At 63.8% G+C, this 12,004-nt stretch carries 10 protein-coding genes; all 10 read right to left on the bottom strand.

Translation table 11 applies throughout. From position 1 onward, the window contains the following. Positions 1 to 6: 6 nt before the first annotated feature. On the bottom strand, positions 7 to 792 hold the full coding sequence (locus tag HGR_RS01680) for an endonuclease/exonuclease/phosphatase family protein (protein WP_237701354.1): 786 nt from the start codon (positions 790 to 792) through the stop codon (positions 7 to 9). Positions 793 to 805: 13 nt separating this feature from the next. Continuing rightward, the gene (gene nudB / locus HGR_RS01675) at positions 806 to 1,312 is read right to left on the bottom strand and encodes a dihydroneopterin triphosphate diphosphatase (protein ID WP_006296320.1); all 507 of its coding nucleotides are present in this window, start codon (positions 1,310 to 1,312) and stop codon (positions 806 to 808) included. A gap of 43 nt (positions 1,313 to 1,355) precedes the next feature. Then, positions 1,356 to 4,205: a chemotaxis protein CheW gene (locus HGR_RS01670; RefSeq protein WP_006296318.1), complete on the bottom strand. Its 2,850-nt coding sequence runs from the start codon at positions 4,203 to 4,205 to the stop codon at positions 1,356 to 1,358. A gap of 360 nt (positions 4,206 to 4,565) precedes the next feature. Continuing rightward, on the bottom strand, positions 4,566 to 6,359 hold the full coding sequence (aspS, locus tag HGR_RS01665; protein WP_006296316.1) for an aspartate--tRNA ligase: 1,794 nt from the start codon (positions 6,357 to 6,359) through the stop codon (positions 4,566 to 4,568). Between the two features lie 69 nt (positions 6,360 to 6,428). Beyond that, positions 6,429 to 7,058: a DUF502 domain-containing protein gene (locus HGR_RS01660; RefSeq protein ID WP_006296314.1), complete on the bottom strand. Its 630-nt coding sequence runs from the start codon at positions 7,056 to 7,058 to the stop codon at positions 6,429 to 6,431. Between the two features lie 72 nt (positions 7,059 to 7,130). Next, positions 7,131 to 7,490 carry an FmdB family zinc ribbon protein gene (locus HGR_RS16965; protein WP_006296313.1) on the bottom strand — a complete coding sequence of 120 codons (360 nt, stop codon included), beginning with the start codon at positions 7,488 to 7,490 and terminating at the stop codon, positions 7,131 to 7,133. A gap of 47 nt (positions 7,491 to 7,537) precedes the next feature. Then, positions 7,538 to 8,671, bottom strand: coding sequence for a polyamine ABC transporter substrate-binding protein (locus HGR_RS01650; RefSeq protein WP_006296312.1), 1,134 nt, complete (start codon positions 8,669 to 8,671; stop codon positions 7,538 to 7,540). A 100-nt stretch (positions 8,672 to 8,771) separates the two neighbouring features. Next, the gene (gene ubiB, locus HGR_RS01645; RefSeq protein ID WP_006296311.1) at positions 8,772 to 10,403 is read right to left on the bottom strand and encodes a ubiquinone biosynthesis regulatory protein kinase UbiB; all 1,632 of its coding nucleotides are present in this window, start codon (positions 10,401 to 10,403) and stop codon (positions 8,772 to 8,774) included. Continuing rightward, the gene (locus HGR_RS01640) at positions 10,400 to 11,026 is read right to left on the bottom strand and encodes a hypothetical protein (protein WP_237701353.1); all 627 of its coding nucleotides are present in this window, start codon (positions 11,024 to 11,026) and stop codon (positions 10,400 to 10,402) included. The genes ubiB and HGR_RS01640 overlap by 4 nt, the downstream gene beginning before the upstream one ends. A 232-nt stretch (positions 11,027 to 11,258) precedes the next feature. Continuing rightward, positions 11,259 to 12,004 (bottom strand): Tim44 domain-containing protein (locus tag HGR_RS01635; RefSeq protein WP_006296309.1); only part of this gene is annotated, 746 nt, incomplete at its 5' end.

Genomic DNA, 12,004 nt, shown 5'->3' with positions numbered 1-12,004 from the left:
GCGACCTCATTGCGGCAGGGTGAATTCGGCGATCAACGGCAGATGGTCAGACATGCGCCACCACGCGCGTCCACGCGGCACCACCACGCGCAAGGGCGTCAGACCGCGCACATAGACATAGTCCAATTGCACCAGCGGCAGCCGCGCGGGAAAGGTGGGGTGCGCCGCGGGTTCGCAGGTCTGCAAGCCCATGCGCTCGAAATGCCGATGGACTCGCTCGCCCCAGTCGTTGAAGTCACCGGCCACGATGAGCGGCGCCTCGGTTGGAATCTCGCGACGGATGTATTGGTCCAGTTGCGCGGCCTGACGCACGCGGCTGGCCCGGATCAACCCCAGATGCACGACCAGCACGTGCACGCTCTGTCCGTGCACGGACACCACGCCGTGCAGCAGGCCACGCTGCTCGAAACGATGGTCCGACATGTCTTCGTGCCCAGCGCTCAACACCGGCCAGCGTGACAGCATGGCGTTGCCATGTTCACCATGCCGGGTGTAAGCATTGGTGCGATAGATGGCTTCATACCCCTCGGGAGCGAGGTAATCGGCTTGCGGCAACTCGGGCCAACGGCTGAAATGCGCGGCCTCGCGGTGATTGAGCTTGCGCACTTCTTGCAGACAGACGATGTCTGCGTCGAGCTGTTCAACGGCCAGGCTCAGGTTGTGAATCTCCAGGCGCCGCCTAGGGCCCAGGCCCAGCACTCCCTTGTGAATGTTGTAAGTGGCCACCCGCAAGGTCGCGGCCTGGTGACCGGCCATCGGCTCGGCGGAATCTGGACGTATGGCGGGCGGCATGGCCCGCATTTTTTCACGACTTCTGCCCGAGGCCGCCAACGGACTCCGCAAAGCGCGGCAAAAGCAGGCACGCCTCGGCGTTGCTGGGTGAAGCGCACACCTGGGCAGCTTCTCGCCAAGGCAGCCATCGGTAGGCTCGATGCTCGCGGGGCGAGAGCCTGACCGGCGTTCCGGCGGGCACGCACAGGCTGAACAGGTGTTCGGTGTTGTGCGTCACTTCCGGTGCGTAACGCTTGCGCCACCAGGGATAGATTTCGTAGACATTCTCCAGCCCCCAGTCCCTCAGCCCCTGGGGCCATAGACGGGCGTCGATGCCCGTTTCCTCCTGCACCTCGCGCCAGGCGGTCTCCGCGTACGACTCGTCCACATGGTCCTTGGAGCCCGTGACCGATTGCCAATAGTCTGGCCAGGTCGGAGGCGTGTCCGCGCGCTGGATCAGCAACACCTCCAGGGCCGGGGTATGGATGACGACCAGGACGGATTGTGGAATCTTGTATCCGCCACTCGTCAGCTGATCCATGACCGCGCGCTCCCTCTTCCTGCGTGCAAGGCGCGGCCGCGTCTCAGCCGACCTGCAGATTCAGGCCCGATCGCGACGCCGGAGTGACCGAAGCCGCGACTCTGGCATGCTGCACCTGAGCACCCAGCTTGCCATGAGGATCGCCTTGATGCCCCTTCAGCAAGGCGTCAAGGTCTTGGGGTTGAGCGGAGGTCTCCAGTGCGCCCGCTGCGCACTGTTGGAGCCAAGTGGACGACAGTCGGCACAGCATGCCGGACGTCCTCGAAGAGCCTTGGGGCGCAGCCACCGGCACGCCGATGACCGCGTCAATCAGCGCAGTCTGCCCGCCAAAACCCACGGGCTGGAATTGACGCCGGTCGAGGTCGAGCATCGGGCCCAGTGCGTCAACACGCAGCGCCAACTCGCGCTCACCGCCGTCGTCCAGCACCACCTTCACGATGATCAATTGCCTGTCCGGATCGGCCTCCCGTTGCATCTGCAAGGCACGGCCCTGCAATGCTTCCAAGGCGTCACCGGCATGCTCCGGGGCGGAACCCACACCATTCGTCGACGCCAGCGAGGCATCATTGCGCACGATGGAGCGCAGATCCAACAGGGGACACACTCGGTTGCCGATGGGCGCGAGCCCCAGGAAAGGCGGACGTGCTGGCCCCGCCCCGCGCGCGGTGACATCGGGCGCGGCGGCGACGACTTGCGCCGCGTCGATGCCCAGCCAGTACGAGCCCAGCATGAAAGTCGCCATCTGCACCCTCTGCGCCATGTCCACGCGCGCGCCCTGGGTCTGTGCCGTGGGCACCGTCGCGCGTGCTGGCCTGCGCTCGCACAGGTGTCGCAATGCCAAACAGCTGAGCCCATGGTCATAACCGTCCTGGGCGCGAAATTCGCGGTAGCCCGCACCCCGCGCTACTCCCACACCATGGAGATGCCCCGCCAGGCTGACCATGCGCCCGCCCGTGCGGCAGGACTCGATCGCGCCATCTCCGTGCAACAAGGCTTGGACATCCTGTCGGCCATGGGCCAGCACCAGCTGGTCTCGGCTGTCGATGAACGCCAGCAGGTCACGCTCGCCGCCACCCTCGGCACAATCCTTGAGGATCGACTGAAGTTGCTGCGCCGCGTCCCAGACGATGGCAATGCCTCCTAGATTCATGCCGGCATTGTGGCTGCTGGCGGCCGTGGCGTCACGCACGGCGGCCGCGTAGATGAAGGTGGGACCGTGGTCGTAGAAGCGGCTGGGAGCAAAGGCGCTGACCACATACTCCTGCGCGCTGGACAGGCGCAGGCAACGCGCCACCCACTCCTCGTCCAGGACGGTGCCGATCAGGGCTTGCTGTGCGGGGTTGGACACCGCCATCACTCGCCCCTGGCGATCGAACAGAACCAGGCTGCTGTACACCGTGTAGAGCGCGTTGATGTCACTCAGCACCCCGGTCGCTTGCTCGCAACCCACCCTCCCCGCGGCCAGGGTCTCGCTGAATTGCGGAGTCAGCGCCCACCAGCGGCAATCATTCGCGCGCTCGTAAAGGTTGCGGTCCAGGATCTGCATGGCCAGATCAGCGCGGCTCTGTCCGTCGCGCAGGATCGAGCGGGTCACCACGCCATAGAGATCCTCGAGCGCGCTGGAAAACGCACGCGCGGTCTTGCGCGCCGTGGCACCGATCTCCGACAGCAAGGTTTTGGCGAACAGCAGGTCACGCGGCGCAGCCACCTCGCTGCGACCCAGCGCCGCCTCCTGCATCTGGTTGAGCTCAAGCAGGCCATTCCACACGGAGCGCTCCAGCGCCGACTGGATGGCCACCGAGCGCCGCGGAATTTCACGCAGCTCGTCGGACAGGAAATCCGCGTTGCCGGCCAACTCCTGGGTCAGCGCGCTGTGTTCGGAAGCGGCGGCATCGTCAAAAGCGACGTCCAGAGGCAACAAGGCCAGACCGCGCCAACCGGGGCCGGCATAGCCTTGGAAACTGCGCGCCTCACGCACGACGGCAAGGTACCTGCGGCTGAAATGTTGCAGCATGAATGCGCCCGAGGCCTGCCCCGGCGGCAGATCCCAGCGCACGGTCCAGCTCAAGGGCAACTGGTGCGTGTCACTGGACGCCAGCACGCTCCCCTGTGCGTCCACCAAGGCGAGCACCACGTCCCCGCCATGCTCACGGTCGTTGCCTTGGATGGACTGGAACAGGGCCGGCATTTCGTCCGACAACTTGAAGACCAGCACGACAACGCCGACCACGCGGCCTTGTGACTCGACCCGATGGGCGTAGGACAGGGCGGCATGGTGCTGCCCGGTGTATGCACGGACGGCGTAGTCTTCAGTGTGGGCCGCCTCGCTGGCCATGACCTGCCGCAGGAAGTCCGCGTCATCGCCCCTCGCCTCCTCGCCAGGCGACAGGCCACCGCCCTCGCGCAAGACCGCCGCGAGCCGGCACTGCGCATCGAACAGGTAGATGTTGTCGTACACGGTGTACTTGCTGGCGTACTGCCGCATGCGACTGGCGATCACCTCGGGCTGGCGCTCCGACGCCGGCATGCGAAGAAAATCAGCCAGGACAATGTCGGTCGAAAAAAAACCGATGTCGGCGGTGCGCTCGAAAAGGTTGCGCACCAGCACATCAATGCAAATCTGCGCCCTGCTGTGGAGATCGTCCACGCAGTTGTGCACGGCCTCCGCAGCCAGGCCATGCATCAACTCGATGGAGAGTGAGGAAAAGTCCTGCCGCGCGCGGGCCAGATCACTGCCGGACGACGCATTCGATGAGAGCAGCGACAGCGACGACAGCAGGGACAGATGATCCCAGGCGTTTTCGACGAGGCGCAACTCCTGTCGCTGGCGCTCGACGCCCGGCATGTAGCGCAACCATTGCTCCGGCGCGGGCAAGGTGTGGGTGGATGACATGAAACCCCTCCCTGGGTTTTCTTAAGTGATTCAGCATGCTAATTGTGATGAGAGGCTCCGTCCAATACCGTGAACTGACGGGGGCATCCATGCCTTCGCAGCCCGGATGCGCGCGTACTCCAGCAGAGCTGCCCACCTCAGCGACCAAGATCAGCAACAGATCCGCTCATGCACCACGCCACGCATGCACAAGCCATGCCCACTCAGGCAATGTCGACACACCAAGAAAAAAGGCGTCCGAAGACGCCTTTTTGCCATGCATTTGTCACTTTTACGTGCAAGCACCTCCTCACCCCTCATCCCCCCGGGAGGGACGATCGGAGCGAGCCAACACCCCTACGAGCGTCAAAGTGAACAGGTTCAGGCCGCTTGCTGATTGCGCAAGCGGATGTGAAGTTCGCGCAGCTGTTTCTCGTCCACCGGGCTAGGTGCCTGAGTCAACAAACATTGTGCACGCTGGGTCTTGGGGAAGGCGATCACGTCACGGATGGATTCGGCGCCGGTCATCAAGGTCACGATCCGGTCCAAGCCAAAGGCCAAGCCGCCGTGCGGAGGCGCACCATATTGGAGCGCGTCCAGCAGGAAGCCGAACTTCAGACGCTGCTCGTCGGGGCCGATCTTGAGCGCATCAAAAACCTTGGCCTGCACATCGGCGCGGTGAATACGCACCGATCCGCCACCGATTTCCCAGCCGTTGAGCACCATGTCATAGCCCTTGGCGATGCACTTTTCGGGATCGGTGACCATCCAATCCTCGTGGCCATCCTTGGGGGCCGTGAACGGGTGGTGCACGGCGCTCCAGCGCTGCTCGTCCTCGTCGTACTCGAACATGGGGAAGTCCACCACCCACATCGGCGCCCAGCGGGCCTCGAACAAGCCGCTCTTCTTGCCGAACTCGCTGTGGCCGATCTTGATGCGCAGCGCGCCAATGCTGTCGTTGACGATCTTGGCTTTGTCCGCGCCGAAGAAAATCAGGTCGCCATCCTTCGCACCCGTGCGCTTCAGGATCTCGGCGATCGCGGCGTCGTGCAGGTTCTTGACGATGGGGGACTGCAGACCGTCGCGACCCTTGGCCACCTCATTGACCTTGATCCAGGCCAGGCCCTTGGCGCCATAAATCTTGACGAACTCGGTGTAGCCGTCGATTTCCCCACGGCTCATCTCGCCGCCGCCCGGCACGCGCAGTGCGACCACGCGACCGCCTTTGGCCTGCGCCGGTGTGGAGAAGACCTTGAAGTCCACATCCTTCATCACGTCGGTCAGCTCGGTGAATTCGAGCTTGACGCGCAAGTCAGGCTTGTCGGAACCGAAACGGTGCATGGCCTCGGAATACGCCATGACCGGGAACTCGCCCAGGTCGATGCCCAACACGTTCTGGAACACCGTCTTGATCATGCCCTGGAACATGTCGCGGATGTCCTGCTCGGTCAGGAAGGAGGTCTCGATATCGATCTGCGTGAACTCGGGCTGACGGTCAGCGCGCAGGTCTTCGTCACGGAAGCACTTCGTGATCTGGTAGTAGCGGTCGAAGCCGGCCACCATCAGCAGCTGCTTGAATAGCTGGGGCGATTGCGGCAAGGCGAAGAACATGCCATCGTGCACGCGGCTGGGTACCAGGTAATCGCGCGCACCCTCAGGGGTGCTCTTGGTCAGCATGGGCGTCTCGACGTCGATGAAGCCGTTCGCGTCGAGGAACTTGCGAACTTCCATCGCCACGCGGTAGCGCAGCATCAGGTTGTTCTGCATGTAGGGCCGGCGCAGGTCCAGCACGCGGTGCGTGAGGCGCGTGGTTTCGGACAGGTTCTCGTCGTCCAGTTGGAACGGCGGCGTCACCGAGGGATTGAGCACGGTCAGCTCGTGGCACAGCACTTCGATCTTGCCGCTCTTGAGGCCGTCGTTGGTCGTGCCAGCGGGACGCGCGCGCACCAGCCCCTTGACCTGCACGCAGAACTCGTTGCGCAGATCCTCGGCGACCTTGAACATCTCGGGGCGATCCGGGTCGCAGACCACCTGGACATAACCTTCACGGTCGCGCAGGTCCACGAAGATCACGCCGCCATGGTCACGCCTACGGTTGACCCAGCCACACAGGGTGACAGTCTGGCCCAGCAGGGCTTCGGTCACCAGACCGCAGTAATGGGAGCGCATGGACATGGAATTTTTCTCTTTCTGGCTTGTTCTGATAAGGGATGGATCGGGGATCGGGAGGGGCCGTGCACGAGCTCAGGCGGGATCGGAAGGGCCGATCTGCAGCTTGGAGCCGGGCGCGATCACCCCCATGGAAATCACGTAAGTCAGGGCTTCGTCCACGTTCATCGCCAGCACCACGCAGTCGGCGCGAGGCAGCATGACGAAATACCCGCCGGTGGGGTTGGGCGTGGTGGGAACGAAGACACTCAGGTAATCACCCTGCAGGTGATTGACCAAGTCGCCCCCGGGCGTGCCGGTGACGAAACCGATGGTCCACATGCCAGGACGGGGCCACTGCACCAGCACGGCTTGCCGGAAGGCATTGCCTTTCTCGGAAAACAAGGTGTCCGAGACCTGCTTGACGCCGGAGTAAATCGAGCGCACCACGGGGATGCGCTGCAACAGCGCATTGCCCCAGGCAATCAATTGGTTTCCGATGAAGTTGGACGCCAACGCACCGATGACGAGCACCACCACCACGGCGAAGATGACCCCCAAGCCGGGAATGTGCAAGCCCAGCAGGGTGTCCGGATGCCAGGCCCTGGGCAGGATGCGCAGGGTCTGATCCAGCGTGCCGACGACCCAATTCAGCACCCACAGGGTGATGATCAGCGGCACCAGGACCAGCAGGCCCGCGAGCAGCCATTTGCGAAATTTCGCCATCACGGAAGCACTCCTGCCATCTTGATCTTGAATGTCTTTGGTCATGTCAGCTGCCGGACCCTGTCATCAGGCTCAGGCGCAACCGCACCCCGTTCCACAGCTGTGCCCCGAGGCTGCGGCTGCCGTGCTCGTGCCACCGCCCTCCGATGAACTTGAGCCACCCCCACCCCCACTACCACTACTGCCTCCGGAGTCCCCGGATGCACCGCCGGAGCCGCTGCCGGAGGATTCGGAACCCCCGCCCCCCGAACCACCGCGGAAGTCAGTGACGTACCAGCCACTGCCCTTGAGCTGGAAGCCCGCCGCGGTCACCTGCTTGCTGAAACTGGCCTTGCCGCAGTTCGGGCAAACCGTCAGTGGCTGATCGGAAATCTTTTGCAGCACGTCCTTGGCAAGGCCGCAGGCGCTGCACTTGTAGGCGTAGATGGGCATGGTGTGATGTAGCTCTGAAACGGTAACGAGGAAATCGGAACTGACGATCAGCGGTCCACCTTGAAATTGGTGAAGGTGCGGGTGATCAGGCGCATGGTGGCCGCGTCGGGAGTGTCCGGCGCGATCATGGAGGCCAGTCCCGCGGCGTCCGGGAACACCGCAGGATCCTTGGCCAGCAGCGGATTGACGAACTTCATGCTCGCCTTGTTGGGGTTGGCGTAGAAGACGGCATTGGTCAAGGAGGCATGCACCTCCGGACGCAAGATGTAGTTGATGAACTTGTGCGCGTTCTCCGGGTGCTTGGCGTCCTTCGGGATGGCCATGGTGTCGAAGAACAGCAGACCGCCCATCTTGGGCAGCATCACTTGCAGGTTTTGGGGCTTGCCGGCCTCGTTGGACTTGTCCTTGGCGATCATGATGTCGCCAGACCAGCCAACCACGGCGCAAAGCTGGCCGCTGGCCATCTGGTCGATGTAGTCAGAGCCCGAACCGGCGAATCGGCCCACGTAGGGGCGGACCGCCTTCAGCATCTTGCCGGCTTCGGCGTAGTCCGCGGCGTTCTTGCTGCGCGGGTCCTTGCCGATGTACTTGAGCGCGATCGGCAGGATCTCGGAGGCGGTGTCCATGAAGGAAATGCCGCATTTCTGCAGCTTCGCGGCGTACTCGGGCTTGAACACCAGATCCCAGGGATTCGCGGGCATGGGCGTGCTGCCCAGGGCTTTCTTGACTTGGTCGGCGTTGATGCCCACCGTGGTGTACCCCCAGAGCCAATCGACCAGGTGTTCATTGCCTGGGTCCACCTTGGCCAGTTGGGCCTGGATGGCAGGGTCCAGGTTCTTCAGGTTGGGGATCTTGGACTTGTCCAGCTTCATCAGCAGGCCGCCCTGGATTTGCAGCTTGGCGAAGTGCGAACCCGGCACCACGATGTCGTAGCCCGACATGCCCGCCATCAGCTTGGCGTGCAGGGCTTCGTTGCTGTCGAAGTTGTCGTAATTGACCTTGATGCCCGTTTCCTTCTGGAAATTGGCGATCGTGTCCTCGGCGATGTAGTCAGCCCAGTTGTAGATGTTGAGCACCGGCTCCTCGGCAGCCTCCACGCTGGAGACCACACCTGTGAAACCGGTGACTGCCAGTGCCATGGCCGCGACGAATCCGCGGAACCGAGGGGTCAAAGTCTTCATGTCCATCAATCCTTTCGAGGAACGAGCAGGCTGTGAAAAAACGGAATACTGAAAACGGCGAGCGGTTTCAGGTGAAACCCCGGGATTATCCGGTGAAAACCTAGCGGCCCTGGAAAAAACCGCTGAAGGCGTTGGCCATGGCTGACCAGTTCCAGAGGACCTGCATCAGCAGCACCCCTGTTGCAAAACCGATGCCCGCTGCCAGCAGCATCTGCAGCAGCCGGCGGGTGGCGCGCTGCTCGACGAGCAAGGCCTCCAGGGTCCGCCGCCCGCCCCCCATCGCCGCGGGCCCCTGCCGTTCCCGAAGGAAGTCGTGCAGCAGACGCGGCAACTCCGGCAGCAACTTGGCATAACGCGGCGCCTGGTTCTTCAGCTCCGCCCAGAGGCGCTTGGGGCCGATCTGATCGGCCATCCATTTCTCCAGGAAAGGCTTGGCCGTGCTCCAGAGGTCCAGATCCGGGTCCAAGTCGCGTCCCAGCCCCTCGATGTTCAGCAGGGTTTTTTGCAGCAGCACCAGCTGAGGCTGGATTTCGACGTTGAAACGGCGGGAAGTCTGGAACAGGCGCAGCAACACCATGCCCAGGGAGATTTCCTTCAGCGGACGGTCGAAATACGGCTCGCAGACGGAGCGCACCGCCGCCTCCAGCTCGTTGACGCGGGTCTCAGGCGGTACCCAGCCGCTTTCGATGTGGAGCTCGGCCACGCGCTTGTAATCCCGCCGGAAAAAGGCCGTGAAGTTTTGCGCCAGGTATTCCTTGTCGAATTCCGTCAGCGTGCCGACGATGCCGAAATCCAGTGAGATGTAGCGCCCGAAAGTGGCCGGGTCCGTGCTCACGAAGATGTTGCCCGGATGCATGTCCGCGTGGAAGAAGCCGTCACGGAACACCTGGGTGAAGAAGATCGTCACCCCGTCACGGGCCAGTTTCTTCAGGTCCACGCCGGCCTCGCGCAGCCGCTGCGTCTGGCTGATCGGGATGCCGTGCATGCGCTCCATCACGATCACATCGTTGTGGCAGTAATCCCAGAACATCTCGGGGATCAGCACCAGGTTCAGCCCGGCCATGTTGCGCCGCAGCTGCGCGGCGCTGGCGGCCTCGCGCACCAGGTCCAGCTCATCGTGCAGGTAACTGTCGAACTCGGCCACCACCTCCCGGGGCTTGAGGCGCCGGCCATCGGCGGACAGGTTCTCCACCCACGCGGCCATCCAGCGCATCAGCGCCAAATCTTTCTCGATGACCGGCAGCATGTTGGGGCGCAGCACCTTGACGGCCACTTCGCGCCCGACATGTCGTCCATCCTTGCCGCGCAGGCGAGCGAAATGCACTTGAGCAATCGAGGCACTGGCCACGGGTTCGCGCTGGAACTCGCTGAAGATGCTGTCCAACGGCTGACGGAAAGAGCGCTCAATGGTCGCCACCGCCACCTCCGAACTGAAGGGCGGCACGCGGTCCTGTAGCTTGGCCAGCTCTTCCGCGATGTCGGGCGGCAGCAGATCACGCCGCGTGGACAGCACCTGCCCGAATTTGACGAAGATCGGCCCCAGACGCTCCAGGGCCTCGCGCAGGCGGACACCACGCGGCTTGTTCAGGGGCCGGCCAAAGGCCACGATGCGCGCGGCCACCCGCAGCCAGGGCTTGCGAAAGCTGGAGAGCACCAGCTCGTCCAAGCCATAACGCAACACGATCCATAGGATGTAGGCGCCGCGCAGGAAACGGCTGACCACCCCGGTCATGCCGGCGCTCCAGACCCGGCGGAATGTCCGGCTGCGCCCGAACGGGCGGGCAACCAGGCGCGCAAGGCCTGCCCCGCACGCCGCGCGGCCTGGACCAGACCGTGGGCGGGCGCATCACCGATCAAACGGGCCAGATCTTCTTCGATGTCCCAGCGCAAGTGCTCGGCCAGCCAGTTCAGCTCGGAGGCCAAAGCCACATGCCCTTCGATGCGCACGGGGGGCTGCTCCCCCGCGAACAAGTTCTGCGCCACGGTCACGGGTGAGGTCTCGGTGACCGTCAGCGTCAGGTCCGGCGCAGGGGCATCCACGGCGGGCTTGGGATCTGACAAGTCAAACAGCCCCGCAGGCGTGCAACGGAGCATGAAACTGAAATCACGCCACTGGAACAACACCGCCCGTCCCTGCTGACGTGCCAGGCGCGTCATGGCCTCGGGCTCCTGCATCAGGACGTGGTTGAGCAGCAGCACCACCCTCCGCTGCACCTCCCGGACCGCCCAAGCCGGGGGCTGGGGCAGACGATCCAGTGAGGGAAGAGGAAGTGGCGGGGGAAAAGACGGCTTCGGCAAGACACCGAACAGCTTTTGCGCGATGCCTTCAAGCATGGACAAAGGGGACGACTGCATAAGCCTCCGATTATTCCCGGTTCTGCCCTCAGCCCGCCCGCGCCGCTCACAATTCAAGCAAGGCACTCATGGTGCAGGCCTCGGTATGCCGTCGGGGTAGCCCTGAAGGTCCAAGAACTCCGGCCCTCGGCCACGCCGCTCAGCTTGCGAAAACCAAGCAGCCAGGGCTGGCGCCCGGGCTCCAAGGCACAGCACACCCAGGCGTAGCGATGCCGCCGAGAACAGCGGCTGATTACTGCAGGGCCTGCACGCCCGCAACCAACCAGCCACGGCTACCATCACGCGGCTTGGTCATGTTCCAGACCTCGCGGAAGGGGCTGGGGCCGCTGTGGCGGTCTTCGCGCACCATGCCGGAGAACTCCACGCTGGCCATGTATTCGCCACCGAGGTCCTCGATGCCCAGCAACTGGGCCTGCAGCATCTGCACCTCGGTCAGGTTCGGCTCGCCGCTGGACAGGCGCTCGCGCTCAGCCAACTGCGCGCTGATTTCGGCGAGCATCTCGTCGGTCATCATGGAACGCAGCGTGACCATGTCAGCCTTGTCCCAGGCCGCTTGGAGGTGGATGAAGTTGCTCTTGGCGACCTTGAGGAAACTCTCGACGTCAAAGCCGGCAGGCACGCTCCAATCCCCTGGCTTGCCATTCAAGGCCGATCCAATCACGACGCCTTGCGCAGCGCCAGCGGCGGTCGTGCTTGCGCCTTGTTCCCAGGGGCGCGCGGAAGCGTCATTGCCCACGTTCTCGGGAAAATAGGCGGAAGGAATCGTGGCCACGCCGGAGCCTCCGGCCCCCTGGAAGGCGTAACTGTTGCGAGGTGCCGTCGCGGGGGCACGAGGACGCAGCAGCCAGCGCAACACGACGACGGCCAGCAAGACGACGAGCGCGATCAGCAGAAACTGACCAAAAGCCGGGCCAAGACCCAGACTGCTGGCCAGCCAGGCCAAGCCCAAGCCTGCGGCCAGGCCACCCAGCAAGGCCA

Origin of the sequence: Hylemonella gracilis ATCC 19624 (assembly GCF_000211835.1) — a bacterium.
Classification (GTDB): Bacteria; Pseudomonadota; Gammaproteobacteria; order Burkholderiales; family Burkholderiaceae_C; genus Hylemonella; species Hylemonella gracilis.
Note: the sequence above shows the minus strand (reverse complement) of the source record. Positions and strands in the feature narration are given on the sequence as shown.

Bases quoted from the DNA above. Each gene is read 5' to 3' on its own strand.
- HGR_RS01680 (WP_237701354.1), bottom strand. From the start codon at position 792: ATGCCGCCCGCCATACGTCCAGATTCCGCCGAGCCGATGGCCGGTCAC.
- nudB (WP_006296320.1), bottom strand. From the start codon at position 1,312: ATGGATCAGCTGACGAGTGGCGGATACAAGATTCCACAATCCGTCCTG.
- HGR_RS01670 (WP_006296318.1), bottom strand. From the start codon at position 4,205: ATGTCATCCACCCACACCTTGCCCGCGCCGGAGCAATGGTTGCGCTAC.
- aspS (WP_006296316.1), bottom strand. From the start codon at position 6,359: ATGTCCATGCGCTCCCATTACTGCGGTCTGGTGACCGAAGCCCTGCTG.
- HGR_RS01660 (WP_006296314.1), bottom strand. From the start codon at position 7,058: ATGGCGAAATTTCGCAAATGGCTGCTCGCGGGCCTGCTGGTCCTGGTG.
- HGR_RS16965 (WP_006296313.1), bottom strand. From the start codon at position 7,490: ATGCCCATCTACGCCTACAAGTGCAGCGCCTGCGGCCTTGCCAAGGAC.
- HGR_RS01650 (WP_006296312.1), bottom strand. From the start codon at position 8,671: ATGAAGACTTTGACCCCTCGGTTCCGCGGATTCGTCGCGGCCATGGCA.
- ubiB (WP_006296311.1), bottom strand. From the start codon at position 10,403: ATGACCGGGGTGGTCAGCCGTTTCCTGCGCGGCGCCTACATCCTATGG.
- HGR_RS01640 (WP_237701353.1), bottom strand. From the start codon at position 11,026: ATGCAGTCGTCCCCTTTGTCCATGCTTGAAGGCATCGCGCAAAAGCTG.